Source organism: Mycolicibacterium sp. CBM1 (genome assembly GCF_054073305.1).
Window position 1 is genome coordinate 177210 of record NZ_JBSXPP010000001.1, and the last position, 18360, is coordinate 195569.

18 protein-coding genes and 1 pseudogene are annotated in these 18360 nt (G+C 68.6%); 12 read left to right on the plus strand and 7 right to left on the minus strand.

The features are described 5' to 3' along the window. Positions 1 to 8: 8 nt before the first annotated feature. Together ACXDF8_RS00830 and ACXDF8_RS00835 are read right to left on the minus strand one after the other, a co-directional pair. Positions 9 to 833 (minus strand): glycerophosphodiester phosphodiesterase, encoded by an 825-nt coding sequence (locus tag ACXDF8_RS00830; RefSeq protein ID WP_457221349.1) that lies wholly within the window; start codon positions 831 to 833, stop codon positions 9 to 11. Between the two features lie 4 nt (positions 834 to 837). Then, the gene (locus ACXDF8_RS00835; RefSeq protein ID WP_457221350.1) at positions 838 to 1869 is read right to left on the minus strand and encodes a DUF4328 domain-containing protein; all 1032 of its coding nucleotides are present in this window, start codon (positions 1867 to 1869) and stop codon (positions 838 to 840) included. 836 nt (positions 1870 to 2705) lie between these two features. Here ACXDF8_RS00835 and ACXDF8_RS00840 point away from each other — a divergent pair. From ACXDF8_RS00840 to ACXDF8_RS00850, 3 genes are all read left to right on the plus strand, one after another. Further along, entirely contained in the window at positions 2706 to 3239 is a 534-nt protein-coding gene (locus tag ACXDF8_RS00840) for a peptidase (RefSeq protein WP_457221351.1), read from the plus strand. A gap of 299 nt (positions 3240 to 3538) precedes the next feature. After that, positions 3539 to 4297 (plus strand): TMEM165/GDT1 family protein, encoded by a 759-nt coding sequence (locus ACXDF8_RS00845; protein ID WP_457221691.1) that lies wholly within the window; start codon positions 3539 to 3541, stop codon positions 4295 to 4297. Positions 4298 to 4654: 357 nt separating this feature from the next. After that, complete coding sequence (locus ACXDF8_RS00850; protein ID WP_457221352.1) at positions 4655 to 5053, plus strand: transcriptional regulator; 399 nt, start codon at positions 4655 to 4657, stop codon at positions 5051 to 5053. Positions 5054 to 5128: 75 nt separating this feature from the next. Here ACXDF8_RS00850 and ACXDF8_RS00855 read toward each other — a convergent pair whose 3' ends face one another. From ACXDF8_RS00855 to ACXDF8_RS00865, 3 genes are read right to left on the minus strand one after another with little or no spacing between them, the layout of a single operon-like run. Beyond that, the gene (locus tag ACXDF8_RS00855; RefSeq protein ID WP_457221353.1) at positions 5129 to 6271 is read right to left on the minus strand and encodes a hypothetical protein; all 1143 of its coding nucleotides are present in this window, start codon (positions 6269 to 6271) and stop codon (positions 5129 to 5131) included. Continuing rightward, positions 6268 to 6759 carry an ImmA/IrrE family metallo-endopeptidase gene (locus ACXDF8_RS00860; protein ID WP_457221354.1) on the minus strand — a complete coding sequence of 164 codons (492 nt, stop codon included), beginning with the start codon at positions 6757 to 6759 and terminating at the stop codon, positions 6268 to 6270. Before ACXDF8_RS00860 ends, ACXDF8_RS00855 begins: the two co-directional genes overlap by 4 nt. A 47-nt stretch (positions 6760 to 6806) precedes the next feature. Continuing rightward, complete coding sequence (locus ACXDF8_RS00865; protein ID WP_457221355.1) at positions 6807 to 7553, minus strand: hypothetical protein; 747 nt, start codon at positions 7551 to 7553, stop codon at positions 6807 to 6809. 401 nt (positions 7554 to 7954) lie between these two features. Here ACXDF8_RS00865 and ACXDF8_RS00870 point away from each other — a divergent pair, with 401 nt between their 5' ends. The 6 genes and pseudogenes from ACXDF8_RS00870 to rraA all read left to right on the plus strand — a co-directional run bounded on the left by ACXDF8_RS00870 (position 7955) and on the right by rraA (position 11288). After that, complete coding sequence (locus ACXDF8_RS00870; RefSeq protein ID WP_457221356.1) at positions 7955 to 8611, plus strand: DUF6474 family protein; 657 nt, start codon at positions 7955 to 7957, stop codon at positions 8609 to 8611. Positions 8612 to 8857: 246 nt separating this feature from the next. Beyond that, positions 8858 to 9550 (plus strand): YcnI family copper-binding membrane protein, encoded by a 693-nt coding sequence (locus ACXDF8_RS00875; RefSeq protein ID WP_457221357.1) that lies wholly within the window; start codon positions 8858 to 8860, stop codon positions 9548 to 9550. Next, positions 9547 to 9749, plus strand: a pseudogene (locus tag ACXDF8_RS00880) (copper resistance protein CopC); the annotation flags it as partial. The gene ACXDF8_RS00875 and the pseudogene ACXDF8_RS00880, both read left to right, overlap by 4 nt. Before the next feature lie 142 nt (positions 9750 to 9891). Next, complete coding sequence (locus tag ACXDF8_RS00885; protein WP_457221358.1) at positions 9892 to 10245, plus strand: CopD family protein; 354 nt, start codon at positions 9892 to 9894, stop codon at positions 10243 to 10245. Positions 10246 to 10329: 84 nt separating this feature from the next. Continuing rightward, complete coding sequence (locus ACXDF8_RS00890; protein ID WP_457221359.1) at positions 10330 to 10803, plus strand: hypothetical protein; 474 nt, start codon at positions 10330 to 10332, stop codon at positions 10801 to 10803. Then, the gene (rraA, locus tag ACXDF8_RS00895) at positions 10800 to 11288 is read left to right on the plus strand and encodes a ribonuclease E activity regulator RraA (protein WP_457221360.1); all 489 of its coding nucleotides are present in this window, start codon (positions 10800 to 10802) and stop codon (positions 11286 to 11288) included. Before ACXDF8_RS00890 ends, rraA begins: the two co-directional genes overlap by 4 nt. Here rraA and ACXDF8_RS00900 read toward each other — a convergent pair. Beyond that, the gene (locus tag ACXDF8_RS00900; RefSeq protein ID WP_457221361.1) at positions 11285 to 12754 is read right to left on the minus strand and encodes a flavin-containing monooxygenase; all 1470 of its coding nucleotides are present in this window, start codon (positions 12752 to 12754) and stop codon (positions 11285 to 11287) included. The genes rraA and ACXDF8_RS00900 overlap by 4 nt on opposite strands. 77 nt (positions 12755 to 12831) lie before the next feature. Between ACXDF8_RS00900 and ACXDF8_RS00905 the strand changes: the two genes are divergently transcribed. The 3 genes from ACXDF8_RS00905 to dinB all read left to right on the plus strand — a co-directional run bounded on the left by ACXDF8_RS00905 (position 12832) and on the right by dinB (position 17333). Further along, positions 12832 to 13488, plus strand: coding sequence for a TetR/AcrR family transcriptional regulator (locus tag ACXDF8_RS00905; protein WP_457221362.1), 657 nt, complete (start codon positions 12832 to 12834; stop codon positions 13486 to 13488). Between the two features lie 120 nt (positions 13489 to 13608). Then, a complete protein-coding gene (gene ponA2 / locus ACXDF8_RS00910) occupies positions 13609 to 16107 on the plus strand; it encodes a transglycosylase/D,D-transpeptidase PonA2 (protein ID WP_457221363.1) in 2499 nt (832 codons plus the stop codon). Between the two features lie 23 nt (positions 16108 to 16130). Beyond that, complete coding sequence (gene dinB / locus ACXDF8_RS00915) at positions 16131 to 17333, plus strand: DNA polymerase IV (protein WP_457221364.1); 1203 nt, start codon at positions 16131 to 16133, stop codon at positions 17331 to 17333. 12 nt (positions 17334 to 17345) lie between these two features. On the opposite strand, the gene ACXDF8_RS00920 is transcribed toward dinB, so the two are convergent. Further along, entirely contained in the window at positions 17346 to 18350 is a 1005-nt protein-coding gene (locus ACXDF8_RS00920) for a PHP domain-containing protein (protein ID WP_457221365.1), read from the minus strand. Positions 18351 to 18360: the final 10 nt, after the last annotated feature.

Consider the following 18360-nt stretch of genomic DNA (forward strand, 5'->3'; position numbering starts at 1 on the left):
GTATCCCGTCAGTCGACGCCGGGGACGGCCAACGGATTCTGCAGCCAGGCCTTGGTGCGCCCGGGATGGTTGGTGGCGATCCAGCCCACCCCGACATCCCGGCAGAAACCGACGTCCTCGTAGTGATCGACGGTCCAGCAGTACATGGCCCGGCCCTGGGCGGCGGCTCGATCGACGAGTTCGGGGTGCTCACGCAACGTGGCGATCGACGGCCCGACCGCTGTCGCGCCCACGGTGGTGGCCGCGCTGCCACCGAGGTAGCGCGATGTCTCGCCCAGCAGCACGGTCGGCAGTAGGGGCGCCGCTCGGCGGATCCGCCAGACCGCCGCCGCCGAGAACGACATCACCACCGCGCGCGACAGATCAGCCGATGCCGGCGATGCGATGCCGTAGCGGTGCAGCAGCGCCAGCACCTTGCTCTCCACCAGGCCGCCGTAGCGCACCGGGTGCTTGGTCTCCACGAAGAGCTTGACCGGTCGGTTCCAGTCCAGCACCAGACGAACGAGGTCGTCGAGGGTCAGCAGGCCGGTGTCGCCCGACAGGGCCGCCACGTTGGCGCTGCTGTGCCAGGCTCCCCAGTCCAGTCGCTTGAGTTCGGCAAGTGTCATCTCGCTGACCAGCCCGGTGCCCGTCGAAGTGCGGTCCACCCGTCGGTCGTGCACACAGACCAGGTGACCGTCGCGGGTCAGGCGGACGTCGCACTCGACGCCGTCGGCGCCTTCCTGAAGGGCGAGCTCGTAGGCGGCCAGCGTGTGCTCGGGACGATCCGCCGACGCTCCCCGGTGGGCCACCACGAAGGGGTGCCCGCCGTGCAGTCCGCCGGCCGAATCCATGGGCCTATGCTGCCGGTTCCTGCTGGCTTGACTCAACCGCTGGCGGCGATTCCGGTTCGGCGGGTGCATCCTGGCCGACGACCACCCACCGGTGCAGCGGCCGTTCCACCGGTTTGCGCACGAACCCGTCGAACACCTGCCACAACAGCACGAGCACCGCGGCACCCAACAGGTAGGCGATGATGACCGTCACCGTGTTGTCGGCGATGCCCTGCGGTTCGGTGGTGAAGCTGGTGGTGATCCCGAAAATGGAGACCGCTGTCGACAGCACCCAGACCACCCACCATGCCGTGATCGGGCCGCGCAGCCGCGCCTGAGAATCCTCGGCGTGGGCGAGTTCGATCAGGTAGACGGGCGCCCACACCAGGTTGGCCAACGGCACCAGGCAGCCGGCCCACAACGCCCACGTCGGGCGCGGGTCCTCCTGACCAAGGTGCGCATACACCGCCGCGCGACGGGCAATCAACCATGACGTCGCGACCACAGCGGTCAGGATGACCGCCACGATGGCGGCCAGGCTGACCACCACACCGAGCCACAGCGCCGCCCCGGCGACCAGCGGCGGCAACAGCGACGTTCGGTTGATCAGCAGCAGGATGTACCGAACGATATGGATGGCGGCGGCCAAGCCGAAGACCGCCACCGCCGAGAGCAGCGCCGCTCGCACGGTGACGGGGGCGGGCCCGGCTTTTGCCGCAGGGTCGGCGGCCGGCGCCGCCGGCGCGAGACGGTCGGCCAGTCCCCAGCGCGGTATGTAGGTGTAGCGCGGCGTCGGCCCCAGGTGACGACGACGCCGACGCGGCGGGGGCGGCTGTCCGGGCCGGACCGCGATCCAGCGGAAACCGGCCGGCAGTCGCTGAGCGGCGCCCTGCGGAGCCGGTGGACGGACGGGTGGCTGGCCCGGCAGGGCCGGGCTCCAACGGGGATCCGGTGCGCCGGTTGGCGCCAGCAGAGCGCCATGGCAGCGCGGGCACCAGCCGCGCTGACGGTCGCGGACATTCCACCGCGTACCGCACTGGGAGCACACCTGAATCACGCGGACCAGCCTAGCGAGCGCACCACAACACCGGAGCATGCCGACGGCCACACAATCGGCTCGAGTTGTGGCACGGGGTGCAGATTCAGCGGGTGGCGGCGTGCAGCAATGACCGGACTATCCACAGTTTCCACAGGGTTATCCACAACACCGGCGGATCGTCTTCCGCTCGGGAAAAGCCTACGAAAGGCCCATGAGCGCTGAATCTGTCGACCGAGAAGACGGGTCTCTGGGGATAACCCGGTCGCATGTCGGCACACTGATCAACAGCCTGGTGGCTGCCGAGCGAAATGGATTGCCCGGCTAAGCGTCGCTCCAGGCTCGCCGACCCGCCGAACGACACGCCGAGTGCCGTTGCAACATTGTGACGTTGAATACCCCCAACACGCTGCTCCAACCGACGACTTTTGCGACGTATCGGTGACCGCCCAGCACCGGCCTGACCGGCCGATTTTCATCGCGCTACGAGAGGCGTTATGATCGCGCTCGTCGCGCAATCTGTGACTAATTTCACTGGGGGCGTTATTTGAACACGCAGGTCAGGACGGTGTGATGGGAACGCAGTCATTCGGGACGCACTCGGCGCCGCAGCCTTCGCATTGGTCGGTGTCGTCTGCCACGTGCAACCGCTCCTACATGTTGGCGGCCATGCGTGCCAGCGTGATCGCCCTCATCCTGCTCGGCATCCTGGCACTGATCGTCCTGTTCTGATCCGGCCGCCCTAGGCCCGATTAGCACTCGTGTCCTCTTGCGTGCCAACCCGCGTGTACCGCATCCTGATCCGAACCGACCCGCTGTCGTGTCGCACTGGCAGTACCGAGTGTCGCGGAGGCGAGATGGAGACTGGTTCCGGGCGTGCGGTTGAAGTCGCCCCCTTTCATTCTCGTGGTGCCCTCAAGGGCTTTGTCGTCTCCGGCCGCTGGCCCAACTCGACCAAGGAATGGGCCCAGCTGTTGATGGTGGCCGTGCGCGTGGCGTCGCTGCCCGGATTACTTTCGACAACAACGATTTTCGGCGTTCGCGAGGAGCTTCCCGACAAGCCCCAACCCGGCACGGTGGGCCTGGTCCTCGCCGAGGGAACGGTGGTCGGTGAATCTGCCGTTGCGCCAGGGCATTTCGCGGAGCGACAGCCCCCTGCCCTCCTCATGCTGCATCCCCCGTCCGAGACCACACCGTCGTTGCCGGAATGCTCCGGCGCCGCCTCGGGATGCGTACTGCTGCCCGGCATTCCACACCTGGGCCTGGAGCATCGTGCGGCGTGGGTCGAAGCCGAATCCGATGGCACCATCACCGGCATGATCAGCCGCGTCGGCGTCGACCCGATCAGCCACCCCGATACCGCCATCCTGGCGATGCTCCTCGCCGCATAGCTCGAATCCGGGTGTCCGAACTTTCTAGCTCGACGTCCCAAAATTCCTGGCGCGATTGAACTTTCGCAATCCCGGAGTTGCGGTGGTCGCCGCGGCGTCGGTAAGGTCATCCTCAACGAAGGGGAGTAGCCCCCAATCGGACAATCGACATACTGGCCGGAGCGAAGTCTGCCCGGCCCGGTTGTTCGGCCGGCACGGTTGGCCGGTGGGCGAGACCTTCGGCCGTAAAACCGTTTTGGTTGTCGGCCGGAGGCTTCTCGTGGGCCCCTGACGACAGCCACCCGATCGAGGAGTTCCGGGTGCTGGCAGCGTTGTTCCTGAGTTTCGCCGTCATTTTCGTCGCCGAGCTGGGCGACAAATCACAGCTCATGGCGATGACGTTCGCCTTGCGCTACCGCTGGTGGGTGGTCCTCGGCGGCATCTGTGTCGCGACGACGGCGGTGCACCTGATCTCCGTGGGTGTCGGCCACTATCTCGGTGCCGCGCTGCCCACTCAGCTGCTCGGAATTCTCGCCGGCGTGGCGTTCGTCGTGTTCGGCTTGTGGACCCTGCGCGGCGACCGGCTCTCCGACGACGAGGCCGCCAAGGCCGAACGCACGAGCGCGCCGGCGTTCTTCGCGGTCACGTCGGCATTCCTGCTGGCCGAGCTGGGTGACAAGACAATGCTGGCGACCATCACCCTCGCGGCGGACAACGACTGGGTCGGGGTGTGGATCGGATCCACCATCGGCATGGTCGCCGCTGACGCGCTGGCCATCCTGGTGGGCGCGGTGGCCGGCAAGCACCTGCCCGAGCGTGCGATTCAGCTCGGCGCCGCGGCACTGTTCCTGGTCTTCGGCGTATCCATGCTGATCGAGGGCGCCTTCCCGGGGATTTCGACCCTGGTCAGTGCAGCGATCTCGGTCGTCGCCGTAGTGGTGTTGGGTGCCGGCCTGTGCGCGCTGCCCGCGCGGATGCGCCCGTCGATCCTGCGCACCTCACCAGTGGCCAGCGCGGCCACCACGGACGCCCACGAGGACGCCGACCGCAGCGATGCCCCGTCGGCGTCGTCGACTTAGGACCCGGTGGCGCCACGCCGCACACCGGCGTGATACCGCTTACAGCAAAGCGAAATCCGGCGGGTGGTACAGAGCCCCGCAGTTGCCCGGCCGAGCCCTACCTCCGCAGTGCGGCGAGCGCGGTCCTCATGCTGTGGCGGTATGCCCTCGACCTTGCATTCCTTTGCTTCACCGCACGGTTCTTGCACCGCAGACGCGCCCGAAACCGACCATCGGAATGTTTGCCAGCATCCAATAATGTCCGCGTGCGTTAATTATCAGGTAGTTTGCACTTGGTCATCGGCGGATGTGTCGCTACGATGATCAGCAAATAAGCCAACGGAAAGACCGCTCTTCTCGCATGTGGAGGTCCAAACGATGAGCACGACGTTCGCGGCTCGCCTGAATCGCCTGTTCGACACGGTGTATCCGCCTGGGCGCGGTCCTCATACCTCCGCCGAAGTGATCGCCGCGTTGAAGGCCGAGGGGGTCACGATGTCGGCTCCGTACTTGTCTCAGCTGCGCTCAGGCAACCGGACCAACCCGTCGTCGACCACCATGACGGCGCTTGCCAACTTCTTCCGGATCAAACCGGCGTACTTCACCGACGATGAGTACTACGAGAAGCTCGACAAGGAACTTACCTGGCTTGCCAACATGCGGGACGAGGGCGTGCGCCGCATTGCCGCGCGTACCGTGGGCCTGTCGCCGGAAGCGCAGCAGGACATCGTGTCGAAGGTTGATGAGCTGCGCCGCAGGGAGCACCTCGACGATTAGCCCGCCACTCCCGCCTCGGGAGCGTCGGCAACGTCAGGTGCGTTTCGCAGCAGTTTTAGACGAATCAGTACACCTTCAGGGTGTCGTGCTGGCTTTCGTCTGGTCCAGTGCTCGGTACTCCCGCGCGATCTCCAGGATCCACTCGCGATCGGAATAGGCCTCGGGCTGCCGCAGCCAGCCCATGCCCGGAAACGTGCCCTGACTGCCGGGACGGCCCACCCGCGGGGTTCCGCGACCGGCGTGAATCCACTTCGCGATGGCCGCCGCCTGTTCGGCGGGACTGACGGTGGGGTGCTCGATCTCGGTGAGGGTCTCCCCCCGCCCAGTGTCTTTTCCCGCCCGCGCCTGCTGCGCGACCATCGCCTCCAGGTAGAGCGCATCCGAGATCAGTGACAGCCGCTCGGCGACGCGAAACACCAGCGGACCGCGGGGACGTTCGCCGATCCCGACATCCGGCTGGCGCCGTTCCAGTTCGGTCAGCAGCGGGTTGATGAGACGCAGTTCGCGCCGTCCGCCGAACCAGTCCTCCACCGCGGGTAACAGCGAGCCGGCGGCCACGATCGCCATGGCCGCGCCGAGCAACGTCGCCGCGGTCCCGACTCCCACCAGCCGCGAGGTGCCGACGGCGCGGATGAGAAAGAACGCGCTGGCGGCGACGATAAACGCGATGCCCAGCGAGAACACGAATAGGGCACGGCCCCGGCGGGTGCGATTGGAATGACGCATTCCGGCCCACAGGACCAGCGTCGACACCAGCAACACGTACAGCAGCGGCAACAGCCACGGCAGTGAGGTGTTGGCGGAGCCGAGGTTGAGACGCAGATACTCCTCGGGCCCCATCTCCGGCTGTTGCCCGCGCCAGAAGAACAACGCCATGGTGATCACGGCGATCGTCGCGGCCAGGCTGTACTGGGCGGCCGCGATCCGGCGGATCATGGCGGGGCTGCGGGTGGAGCCGACGCTGGTGATCATCACGCAACTGCCGACAGCACACCCGATAAGCGCCACCTGACTCAGCCCGATCGACAGATTCGGCCAGCCCACCGTCGTGTCGATCAGCAGGGTCAGCGGTGGCCAGTTCAGGGCGGCTACCAAGGCCAGGCTGCCGAGCGCGAGGATCATCGCCGAGCTGACCACCGACTGCTTGTTCACCAACGCCCACCCGATACGCAGGCCGGTGGCCATCCCCAGCAGACCGGCGATCACCCAGACGATCAACCAAACGCCTCTCCGAGGCGAACCTGCACGATCGACGACCGGTCGGACGCCGACCGCCCGAGCCGGTACAGCAACAGCGCCGCGAAATCCTCGGCTTCCTGCTCAACGTCCTCGCCACCGGGACCCATGCATCCGGTCCGCTGGTTGAGCATGTAGCCGATGAGGTCGTCGCTGGCCAGCTCGGCGACGTCACGGGCGGCCTCGGTAATCGGGATGCCGAAGTGGCCGAGGACGAGGTGGCCCAGTTCGTGGGCCAGAGTGCGATCCCAGGTGGGCAGGCCGCGCTGGATGAGGAAGACATCGTGGTCGGCGTACTGCCGCCACTGGCCGCAGACGCCGGCCGGCAGGTCGTCCGTGGTGATCTCGATGGGACGGGACCGGTCGGCGCTGACTGCGGCGACGAGCCGGGCGAGCGAGACTTCACCGTGCCGAGGAGCCAGGTCCAGGACGTCGTTCACCGCTTTGGTGACCCGGCGACTGGCCGACATCTCGTCCCCCTTCCCCGTCGGCTGCGGGCTGCGGTGAGCCCTCAGCGTCAGCGCAGGAACCGGGAGGTGCCCGCGGCCCGCACGACGTGGCCTGCCTTTGCTTGGCGGTATCCGAGGAAGCCTCCGAGCGCCGTGAGGGCGAGGATTCCGGCGAAACCGGGCAGCGCCAGGGCTGCGACCTCGCCGACCTTGGCGTCCCGGAGGTACTTCGGATAGCCCACCCTAGTCGAAACGGAAGGTTCTGTACCGGCTCCAGCCGAGGTCGCCGGGGGTCGTTCGCGGCCGGTGACCGACTCGCGGCCCGGACCGCCGCGCGGCACAGGCTCGGCCGCCGACGAGCCGCCTGCGGCCGGCGGGCGCAGCGGCACCTCCACGACCGGGGGCAGTCCGATCAGCGGCGGCATCGTGATCGGGACCGGTTCGAGCGAGCCAGGCACAACGGCGCCGGTGTCGGCGTTGACGACCCCCGGCTCGCCTGGCTCACCGGGCTCGGCGGGCTCGATGGTCCGGGGTCGGATGCCGATGCCACCACCGCTACCGCCGCCGCCCGCCGCTTCCGGCGGTGTGGCGATCCCGAGCGACGGTGACCGCGGCAGACCGACACCGTTGCGGGGAGCGCAGCCGCCGGCCAGGTGGCACGGCGGCCAGGGCCAGCCCGGCCAGTCGGGCCAGTCCGGCCAGCCGGGGATGCCCGGTAGTTCGATGCCCCCCGGCAACTCGATGGCGTTCACCGCCGGTCCGGTGGCGGGCGGCCGTCGCCGTGCACTGCCCGGCGCCCGCGTCGAGGGCGACACGGCAGCAGGGGCGTCGGCACTGCGGGGACGGTGTGCACCGCCGCGGCCCGTGCGGGGGCTCCCAGCACCGTCCCGACTCCCGCCGTCCCTCGGGCCGTGGTGACCGCTATCGGCCGACCCCGGATCCGCGGCCGCGACGGGGGCCGGCCCGAGTAACCCCACACCACCGCAGAGCAAACCGCATGCAATCGCCCAGCTAATTGCTGCGGCCTTGCACGGCGTGCGGTTCACCACGGTCCTCGGGTTGGCGGCGCGGTTGAGGTGGCGCCGGGCGGTCTGCAGATCATTGTGGCATATCCCCAGGTCGTGATCGCCCTCGTTGGGCCGGGCGATAGGGTTAGCTGACCCGGTCGCGAGCGTGCCTCGTCGACTGCCGACGACCTACTCGGGAGGCATCAGGAATGGGCCTGTTCACCAAGCGTAAAAGCCGTGCGACACGTCGCGCGGAGGCTCGGGCGATCAAGGCCAGGGCCAAGCTGGAGGCCCGGCTGGCGGCCAAGAATGAGGGGCGCCGGATCAAGGCAGTCGAGCGCGCCGAGAACAAGGCCATCAACGCCCAGCTGAAGGCCGCCCGCGATGCGGACAAGGCGGCGGTCAAGGTCGCCGAAGCGCAACTGAAGGCCGTCCGGGAAGGCAAACTTCTGTCGCCCACCCGTGTCCGGCGTGCGCTCACCGTCTCGCGACTGCTGGCCCCGATCGTGGTGCCGGTCGCCTACCGCGCAGCGATCGCCGCACGGGGTCTGATCGACGAGCGGCGGGCCGATCGCCTCGGGGTGCCGCTGAGCCAACTCGGCCAGTTCTCCGGGCCCGGCGGACAGCTGTCGGCCCGCATTTCCGGTGCTGAGAACTCGCTGCGGTCGGTGGCTGAGAAGAAGCCGAAAGACGCCGAGACCAAACAGTTCGTCGCCGCGATGACCGAGCGGCTGAGCGCGCTGTCGACGGCGGTGACCGCTGCCGAGAACATGCCCGGTCAGCGCCGCCGCGACGCGCACGCCGCGATCGCCGGCCAACTTGACGGCATCGAGGCCGACCTGATGGCTCGTCTCGGGGTGCTCTGATCCGACATGGGTGACCGGCCGACCGTGCTGCGTGGGGGTGGCGGCCGGTGCGCTCACCGCGGCGCTGACGCTGGCCGCCCACAGCGGGGCCGACAGTCTGATCACGCCCGGCGCCGCCGCCCTGGTCGGACCACCCGCTGCAGTCCAGACATCCTATGGCAGTGTCGATTTCGCATCGGGACCCCCCGTCGGGTGCCTACTGACCCCGACCGACCCCGACACTTCGACCCCAGAAAGTACATCGACATGCCGACCGACAATCGGCTCGTGACGCGCGCGTTCGCAACGGCCGCCGTCACCACCACCCTCATCGTGGGATCCCTGACCGGCGCGGCCACCGCCGCGGCCCACATCCACGTCGACGCCGACCATGCCGTGCGTGGCGACGACGCCCTGATTACCTTCCAGGTGCCCAATGAATCCGAAAAAGGCTCGCCCACAACCCAAGTGACGATCGCGCTGCCGAACGTCACCTCGGCGAGCACGGACGTGATGTCGGGCTGGACCGCCAAGCTGGACCGCGACGGAAGCGGCGCCTACCGCTCCGTCACCTTCACCGCGACGCCCAACGCCGGGATACCCGTCGCCCAGTTCGAGTTGTTCCCCATCTCGGTCCAGCTGCCCGACACCGACTCGGCAACCTTCCCGGTGACCCAGACCTACGCCGACGGGACCGTCGTGCATTGGGACCAGCCACCACTGCCCAACGGCGACGAACCCGAGTATCCGGCCCCGACACTGAGCCTGGCGGCTGGACCGCACGACGCCGACACCCACCAGGCCGGCGAATCCCACCCATCCGCAACCACAGCTGTCCCCGCGGCCGCCGGCGAAACCCGCACCGCCGCACCGGATAACACCGCCCGCGCCCTGGCCGGCGGTGCCCTGCTGGTGGGGACACTCGGCGTCGGCGTCGCCTTGGCCCGGCGACGGACATGAGGCTGGCCGACCCAACACCGGACTCGTCGCTGAGTACCGGACCGGCGCGGGTCAGCGCGACCTTCAACGAGCAGTTGCAGACGAGTTTCGCCACGATGACCGTGGTGGGCCCGGACGGCAATCTGTGGTCCGACGGCGCACTGCAGGTTCAGGGCGCCGTGGCCAGTGTCGCGGTGCGCCCGCTGGTCGCTACACCGTGAACTACCGGGTGACCTCAGCCGACGGCCATGTGGTCCCGGGTTCGTGGTCGTTCACCCTGACGGCCGCGGGCACCGGCACGCGACCAGGCCGCCCCAGCGGCTGCTGCCATCCGGGCGGTCGCGGACGCCGCGGCCGTCTCGGTGGCCGGTTTGGCGGTCCTACCGCTGTTGGAGACTCCCCGGCATCGGGTAGCGAGCTACCGTGCGGCGGACGCACCGATGATCGTCGCCGCGGCGCTCGGCCTGGCGGACAGGGCGGTGACGGTGCCCAGCCCGGCCGCGCTGGTGACCACGGGATACGGCCGGCTGCTGCTGGCCAAGGTGGCGGTCGCGGTCGTGCTTGTGGTGTTGGGCGCGCGCAACAGGGCGCGGTGGGTGCCCGCGGCCCGGGGCCATCAGGTCGGCGCCGAGCAGTCCGCCGCCCGGGCCGGGCGCGAGGTGGCCCTGATGGTGATCGTGTTGGCCCTGGCTGCGGCGCTGGCCGTCGCCGGTTAGCGCCAGCATGGCGGCCTATCCTTGCCTGGCATGATGGGTTCCACTGCCGGCATACGCGACTAAATACTGCAAAGGAGCAGCCAGATGGCAGAAGCGCAGGACCTGCCCGGCGAGGGCCAGGACGCAACGCCGCCCGGGCCGCCAGCACCGCCCGAGAAGGCCGCTGCCAAGAAGCAGCCGGCCAAGAAAGCACCAGCCAAGAAGGCGCCCGTCAAGCGGCAGCCGGCAGCGAAGAAGGCTCCCGCCGCGAAGAAGGCCCCGCCGCGCAAGACGCCGCCGCCGGCCCTGGAACCGGCCCTGGAACCCCCGGCGCTCGAGGCACCTGCCCCGCACGCCGCGCTGACCGCGGGTAATGGTTCGGCACCGGTGACCGAGGGCGCCCGAGCGGCGGCAGCCAACGCCAAGTCGTCGGTCGAACAGGCCGCCGACCCGGTGTCGCGACCTGCCGCTGCCGTCGCCACGACGCCGGGCCGGTCACCGCTGCCCTTCGCGGCGAGCTTCGCGGCCGTCGTTCTCATCGCACTACTGGTGCGCCGGCTGCGGCATCGTCACCAGTGACCGCCGGCGTCTCGTTCCGCGCGACCGCGGACCTGGTCGACGAGATCGGGGCGGACGTCCGCAGCTGCGATGTGCAGTTCCGGCAGTTCGGCGACCGGTCCGAATTCGCCGGACCCGTCGCCACCGTCCGGTGCTTTCAGGACAACGCGCTGCTGAAATCGGTGCTGTCCGAGCCCGGCGAGGGCCGGGTGTTGGTGATCGACGGGGACGCGTCGGTGCACACCGCCCTGGTCGGTGACGTCATCGCAGAGCTGGGCCGCGCCAACGGCTGGGCGGGGCTCGTCGTATACGGCGCGGTGCGAGACGCGTCGACGCTGCGCACCCTTGACATCGGCATCAAGGCGCTCGGCACGAACCCTCGCAAGAGCACCAAGACCGGTGCCGGCGAGCGCGATGTCCCGGTGAGTTTCGGCGGCGTCACCTTCGTCCCCGGTGACATCGCCTACAGCGACGACGACGGGATCGTCGTCACCGCCGCCGGCTAGACCTGCACGGGCACCCGGCGTTTGGTGAAGCGCAGCGTGCCGTCGTCGACTTTCCCGCGCCGGATCAGCCGTAGGTCGAGCAGATAGTTCTGCTTGAGGCGCCACGGCGCCCGCGAACCCGCCTTGGGTAACCGGTCCAGCGCACGCAGCACGTAGCCCGGGGTGAAGTCCAGCAGCGGACGGCCTTCGACATCGGTGCCGGGCTGTGCCGGTTCAACCCGGTCGTATCCACGGGAATCCATGTAATTGATTACGCGGCAGACGAATTCGGACACCAGATCCGCCTTGAGCGTCCATGAGGCGTTGGTGTAGCCGATGGTAAACGCCATGTTGGGCACGCCGGAGAGCATCATGCCCTTGTAGGCCATCGTGGTGGTCAGGTCCAAAGGTTCGCCGTCCATGCGGATCTCGGCACCGCCGAACAACTGCAGATTGAGTCCGGTCGCGGTGACGATGACGTCGGCCGCCAACTCACGACCGGATGTCAGCCGGATCCCCGTTGGGATGAAGGTCTCGATGGTGTCGGTGACCACCTCGGCTTGGCCCTTGCGGATGGCGCGGAACAGGTCACCGTTGGGCGCCAGGCACAGTCGCTCGTCCCACACCCGGTAGCTGGGCCCGAAGTGCTTGTCGACGTCGTAGCCCTCCGGCAGTCGTCGCTTCGCCATGGTCATCAGCTGCTTGCGCATGAAGTTGGGGAACCGCCGGGCCAGCCGATACTGGGTGGACTGGAACGCGATGCTCTTCCAGCGGTTGATGACGTAGGCCGGCTTGGCCGGCAACAAGCCGTTCACCCGTACGGCGAAAGAGTCGACGTCGGGCAGCGCCCCGATGTAGGTCGGTGAGCGCTGCAGCATGGTGACATGTGCGGCGCCCGAATTGGCAAGTGCAGGAATGAGAGTCACGGCGGTGGCGCCGCTGCCGATGACGACCACCCGCTTGCCGGTGTAGTCGAGGTCCTCGGGCCAGTGCTGCGGATGCACTTTTGCGCCGGCGAAGTCCGCGGCGCCGGGGAACTCCGGGCAGTAGCCCTGGTCGTAGTTGTAGTAGCCGCTGCAGGCGAACAGGAACGAGCAGGTGATGTCGCGGGTCTCGCCGTCGGACTCGACCCGAACCGTCCACCGGTTCTCGGCAGTGGACCAGTCCGCGGCGACGACGCGCTGGCCGAAGCGGATGTGCTTGTCGATGCCACACTCTCGGACGGTCTCCTCGAGATAGCTCAGGATCGAGGGGCCGTCGGCAATCGCCTTCTCCGACGTCCACGGCTTGAACCGGAAGCCGAGGGTGAACATGTCCGAGTCGGAGCGGATGCCGGGGTATTTGAACAGGTCCCAGGTGCCACCGAGGTTGGCCCGACGTTCCAGCACCACATAGCTCTTCGAGGGGCAACGGTCCTGCAGATGCCAGGCGGCACTGATGCCGGAGATGCCGGCGCCCACGATCACAACATCGATGTGTTCGGTCATGGCCGTCACGCTATCAACACTGTGTTGAATAGGTCAACGGAGTGTCGAAAATCTCAACACCGTGTAAAGTACATTGTGTGCCAGCTGTCAGCCCGGCCCGCGCCCGCGGGCGCCGCACCAGTCGCCCCTCCGGTGACGACCGGGAAGCGGCCATCCTCGCCACGCTGGAACGGATGCTGGAGCGCACACCGTTCGCCGAGATCTCGGTCGACGACCTCGCCAAGGGCGCCGGCCTGTCCCGGCCCACCTTCTACTTCTATTTCGCGTCTAAGGACGCCGTGTTGATCCGGCTGTTCCAGCGGGCCATCACCGCCGCCGACCCCGGCCTGCAGCAGCACGCCGAGGCGTTGGCGGCCAATCCCGAGCGGGCTTGGCGCGACGGCATCTACGCGTTCTTCGACGCGTTGCGGCCGAACCGGGCCGTGCTGCTGGCCGGGCTGGCCGCCATGGCCACCAACGCCGAGCTGCGGGCGCTGTGGTCGACATTCATGGCGTCCTGGATCGACTACACCGCCGCGCTGATCACCAAGGAACGCGAACGCGGGACAGCGCCGGAGACCATCCCCGCGCGCGACCTGGCGACCGCACTGAACCTGATGAACGAACGTGTGGTGTTCGCCTCGCAGGGCACCGAGGAGCCGACGGTGCCGGAGCGCGCAGCACTGGAGGCGCTCGCCCACATCTGGGTCACCAGCATTTATGGCGACGCCGGGGTGCGCGTTGCAGGGACCTAGGTCCTCAACTGGGTCGTGAAGTTGCACGCCGGCCGGCATATCGGCCGGAACGGTCGCCCGGGGGCCCTAGTCTTGCGGCATGTCTTGCGGCATGTCTAGCGACATTCGGGGCCAGGCGCGGTGAGAGCAACGGTCGCCAAGCTCGCGGTGTTCTGCGTGCTGGCCGGTGTGCTGGTGGCCGCGATGTTATTTCCGCTCGCCGGCGGCGCCGGGCTGGTGGTCAACCACGCCTCCGACGTGGCGACGCAGGACTCCGCGCAACTGATGGCAGGCGAAGTGCCGACCGTCTCGACGATGGTCGACACGGCCGGCAATCCCATCGCCTGGATCTACACCCAACGCCGGTGGCCGGTGCCGACCGACCGGATCGCCGACACCATGAAACTCGCGATCGTGTCCATCGAGGACAAGCGCTTCGCCGACCACAACGGCGTCGACCTGCAGGGCACCTTGACCGGGCTGGTGGGCTATCTCAAGGGTGACCTCGACACCCGCGGCGGGTCCACGATCGAGCAGCAGTACGTCAAGAACTACAACCTGCTGGTCAATGCGCAGACCGATGCCGAGCGGAGGGCGGCGGTGGAGACCACGCCGGCCCGCAAGCTGCGCGAGATCCGGATGGCGCTGGCGTTGGACAGGGTGCTGTCCAAACCAGAGATCCTCACCCGCTATCTGAACCTGGTGTCCTTCGGCAACGGGGCCTACGGCGTGCAGGACGCGGCGAAGACCTACTTCGGGATCAATGCCGCCGACCTGAATTGGCAGCAGGCGGCCCTGCTGGCCGGGATGGTGCAGTCCACCAGCGCCCTGAACCCCTACACCAACCCCGAGGCCGCACTGGCCCGCCGCAACGTCGTGCTCGACACCATGATCGAGAACCTGCCGGACCAGGCCGACGAGCTGCGCGCCGCCCGCGCGCAGCCGCTGGGCACCCTGCCCCAGCCGAACACATTGCCGCAGGGTTGCATCGCCGCCGGCGACCGTGGCTTCTTCTGCGACTACGTGCTGCAGTACCTGGCGCGGGCCGGACTGTCCAAGGACGACGTGGCCCGCAACGGCTACCTGATCCGGACCACGCTGGACCCCAAGGTCCAGAACAGCGTCAAGAAGGCGATCGACACCGTCGCCAGCCCCACCCTGGACGGCGTCGCCAGCGTCATGAGCGTGATCCGGCCCGGCAAGACCGCCCACCAGGTACTCGCGATGGGCGACAACCGCGGCTACGGGCTGCAGCTCGACGCCGGCCAAACCGTTCAGCCCCAGCCGTTCTCGCTAGCCGGTGACGGCGCCGGCTCGATCTTCAAGATCTTCACCACCGCCGCCGCCATGGAGATGGGAATGGGCATCAACGCCCAGCTCGACGTCCCCGCGCAGTTTCAGGGCAAGGGCCTGGGAACGAGCAACACCCCGGGCTGCCCAAAGGAGACCTGGTGTGTGAAGAACGCCGGCAACTACCGCAGCCCGATGAGCGTGACCGACGCGCTGGCCCAGTCGCCCAACACCGCCTTCGCCCGGCTGATCCAGCAGATCGGCGTGACACGGGCAGTGGACATGGCGGTGCGCCTTGGGCTGCGCTCCTACGCCGATCCCGGCACCGCACGCGCCTACGACCCGGCCAACAACGAAAGCCTGGCGCAGTTCGTCAAACGCCAAAATCTGGGTTCGTTCACCCTGGGTCCGTTCGAACTGAACGCCCTCGAGTTGTCGAATGTGGCAGCCACCCTCGCTTCCGGCGGCATGTGGTGCCCGCCCAGCCCGGTGGACAAGGTCTTCGACCGCAACGGCCGCGAGGTCGCCGTCGAGACACAGGCCTGCGAGCAGGTGGTGCCGGCGGGCTTGGCCAACACGCTGGCCAACGCGCTGTCGAAGGACACCACCGGCGGCACCGCCGCGAGTTCGGCCGGCTCAGTCGGCTGGAGCCTGCCGATGTCGGGTAAAACCGGCACCACCGAGTCGCACCGATCCTCGGGTTTCCTCGGCTTCACCAATCAGTACGCCGCGGCGAATTACGTCTTCGACGACTCGACCAGTCCGGGCGGACTGTGCTCCTGGCCGCTGCGCAAATGCGGCTACGGCAATCTGTACGGCGGCAACGAGCCGGCGCGGACCTGGTTTCTGGCCATGAAGCCGGTCGCGGAAGACTTCGGCCCGGTCGCACTACCACCCACCGATCCGCGGTACGTCGACGGTGGGCCGGGTAGCGAGGTGCCCAGCGTCACCGGCCTGAGTTTCGATGCAGCACGAAAGCGCCTGCGCGACGCCGGTTTCCAGGTGGCCGACCTACCCACCCCGATCAACAGCTATTCCTCGCGTGGCGCCGTCGTCGGTACCACTCCCAAGGGCAAGACCATCCCGGGCTCGATCATCACGATCAACACCAGCAACGGGATCGCGCCCGCGCCACCGCCGGAGGCCGCGCCACCGCCACCGGACGCGCCGCCGGCCGACGCCCCGCCGCCGGAGGTCAACGTCATCAACATCCCCGGCCTGCCGCCGATCACGCTGCCGATGTGGCCGCCCCCGGCGCCGCCACCGCCACCCGCGCCGGAACCGGCACCCCCACCACCACCCCCGGCCCCTGAGCCGGCGCCGGTTCCGGAGGCTCCGCCGCCCGCGTAGGCGTCGGACCACCATGCGAACATATGTTCGTGTCCAGTGGGGCGAACATCCTGCATGCCGACCTCGATTCGTTCTACGCCTCGGTCGAGCAGCGTGACGATCCGACGCTGCGCGGCCGCCCGGTCATCGTCGGCGCCGGGGTGGTCCTGGCGGCCAGCTACGAGGCAAAGGCCTACGGTGTGCGCACCGCTATGGGCGGTGCGCAGGCGCGCCGACTGTGTCCCGCTGCCGTAGTGGTTCCGCCGCGGATGGCGGCCTACAGCCGTGCCAGTGCCGACGTCTTCGAGGTCTTCGCCGACACCACCCCGCTAGTCGAACCGCTCTCGGTGGACGAAGCCTTCCTCGACGTCGCCGGCCTGCGCCGGGTGTCCGGCGATCCGGTGGACATCGCGGCCTGGCTGCGTGAGCAGGTGCGCGATCGGGTCGGCCTGCCCATCACGGTCGGCATCGCGCGGACCAAATTCCTGGCCAAGGTGGCCAGCCAGGAAGCCAAGCCGGACGGCCTGCTGCTGGTACCGCCGGAACGGGAGCTGGAATTCCTGCATCCGCTGCCAGTCCGTCGGCTGTGGGGAGTGGGCGCCAAGACGGCCGAGAAGTTGCAGTCTCACGGCATCGAGACCGTCGCCCAGGTGGCCGAGCTGAGTGAGTCGATGCTGGCGTCCCTGGTGGGTGGGGCGATGGGCCGCCAGCTGTACTGCCTGTCGCGCAACATCGACCGGCGCCGCGTCCAGACGGGCCACCGCCGCCGATCGGTGGGCGCCCAGCGGGCACTGGGCCGGCAGCGGCCCTCGCCGGCCGAGCTGGACGCTATCGTCATCGGGCTCGTCGACCGGATCACCCGCCGGATGCGGTCGGCCCAGCGCACCGGCCGAACGGTGTTGCTGCGCATCCGGTTCGACGACTTCACCCGTGTCAGCCGCTCGCACACGATGGCCAGGGCCACCGGGTCCACGGCGCCGATCCTGGCGGCCGCCCGGGGACTCGTCGCGGCGGCCGGGCCGCTGATCGCCGAGCGCGGCATCACGTTGATCGGGTTCGCGGTGTCCAACATCGACCCAGACGGGGCGCAGCAACTGGAGCTAGCGCTCGACGGCCATCGCCCCGAAACGCTCGACCTGGACGCGGCGGTGGATCACGTTCGGCGACGCTACGGCACCGCGGCGGTGACGCGGGGCGTGCTGGTGGGCCGCGACGCCGGGATGGAGATGCCCCACCTGCCGGACTAATTCTCTGCCGGACTAGCGACCGGCCCAGGCCACCAGCTTGTCGACCGGCCAGCTGTTGACGATCCGGTCGACCGGCACATCCGCGTCCAGGGCACGCTGCGCACCGTAGCCGAGGAAGTCCAGCTGACCGGGCGCGTGGGCGTCGGTGTCGATGGAGAAGTCGCACCCGATGTCCAAGGCCAGGGCCAGCAATCTCGTAGGCGGGTCCCTACGCTCGGGACGCGAGTTGATCTCGACGGCGGTATTGCTGTCCCGGCACGCGGCGAACACCTGCTCCGCGTCGAACTTCGACTCGGGCCGGGTGCCACGACCGCCCGTCACCAGCCGCCCGGTGCAATGACCCAGCACGTTCACCCGGGTGTTGGAGACCGCCCGCACCATCCGGCGCGTCATCGACGGTGCGTCCATCGCCAGTTTGGAGTGCACGCTGGCGACGACGACGTCGAGTCGCTCCAGCAACTCCGGGTCCTGGTCCAGGGTGCCGTCCTCGAGGATGTCCACCTCGATGCCGGTCAGGATCCGCAGCGGTGCCACCGTGTCGCGCAGTTCGTCGATGACGTCCAGCTGCCGACGCAACCGGTCGGCGGACAGACCGTTGGCGATGGTCAGCCGCGGCGAATGGTCGGTCAGCGCGCAGTATTGGTGACCCAGCGCGGCGGCGGTGGCCATCATCTCCCGGATTGGCGCCGAACCGTCCGACCAGTCCGAGTGGCAGTGCAGGTCACCACGCAGCGCTGCGCGCACCTCCCCTCCCCCGAGATCATCTGCCGCGCTTCGCAATTCGACCAAAGCATCGGGCTCCTGGCCAGCCCAGGCCTGTGCGATGACCTTGGCGGTCTTCGGCCCGATACCAGCCAGCGCCTGCCAGCTGTTGGCCCGGCCGTGGCGATCACGCGCCGTCTCGTCGAGGCCCTCGACGATGTCGGCGGCCTTGCGATAGGCCATCACCCGCCGAGAGTCCTCGCGCGCGCGGTCCTTGTAGTACGCGATCTCACGCAGCGCGGCCACCGGGTCCATGACTCCAGTG